We start from the raw sequence: 978 nt of genomic DNA, 5'->3' as shown, positions 1-978 counted from the left end.
GCGGACCTGGTAGTGGTCGAGCCCGGCTTCGCCTTTGGCCTGCTGGAACGCTTCCTCCACGTGCCAGCGCGACCCGGCTGTCCAGGCCAGATCGACCAGGCGGGCGGTGGCCGGGCCGTAGCAGAGGTAGTAGGCGATCTCGGTGGGTTTGGCGATGCTGCGCCGTGCCAGCAGCCAGTGCCCACGCCCGCTCGCCCACCTGCCCTCGATCTGGCGTCGCGCCCAGTCGTATTCGCGGGGTCCGTGCGCGCCGGCACCCACCGAGAACCGCTGCCACGTACTCGCGGTGAACTCGCCGACCAGTTCGTCGGCGCGGGCGATGCGGTCGGCGCGGGTGGCCACCTGCTGGTCGCAGCGGGTGGCCAGCACGTAGAACACGTCGTGGTCCTCGCACCACTCGCGCAGGTAACCGGCTTGCCCGCAGGCTTCGTCGGCGGTGAACCACCGAAACGGTACCTTCGCGGCCACCGCGCGTTCGAGCATGGCGATCATCTGCCGTGGCTTGGTCGCGAAGGCGACCTCGTCGGGAATCCCCGCCTCGCGGCAGCGCTCGCGATCGCTGGTCCACGACTGGGGAACGTAGAGTTCCCGATCGATCAGAGCGTGCCCGTGCGTGGACGCATACGCCAGGAACACCCCGATCTGGCAGTTTTCCGTACGTCCGGCCGTCCCGGAGTATTGCCGTTGCACGCCAGCCGATTTCACGCCCTTCTTCAAGAACCCGGTCTCGTCACCGGCCAGCACCGCCTCGGGGTCACCCAGGCGCTCGACCACGTAGTCACGCACATCGTCACGCACCGCTTCCACGTCCCAATCCGCAGCGCGCAGCAGCCGCTGCATCCCCTGCGGACCCGTCTCACCAGCACGTTCGGCCAGCGTCCACCCGTTCTTGCGCTCCAGCCCCGCCAGCAATCCCGACACGTACTCCCGGACCCGCTCGCGCGGCTCCGACCGCGCGAACCGACCCCCGATCCGACT

1 protein-coding gene is annotated in these 978 nt (G+C 69.2%); it reads right to left on the bottom strand.

Going from position 1 to position 978, the window contains the following annotated elements; all coding sequences use genetic code 11:
- The coding region (locus tag NS2_RS35685) for an IS701 family transposase (RefSeq protein WP_373867356.1) at window positions 1–978 on the bottom strand (978 nt) is incomplete at both ends.

The organism is Nocardia seriolae NBRC 15557, from assembly GCF_007990715.1.
Classification (GTDB): domain Bacteria; phylum Actinomycetota; class Actinomycetes; order Mycobacteriales; family Mycobacteriaceae; genus Nocardia; species Nocardia seriolae.
This window is presented reverse-complemented; position numbering and strand designations above follow the sequence as displayed.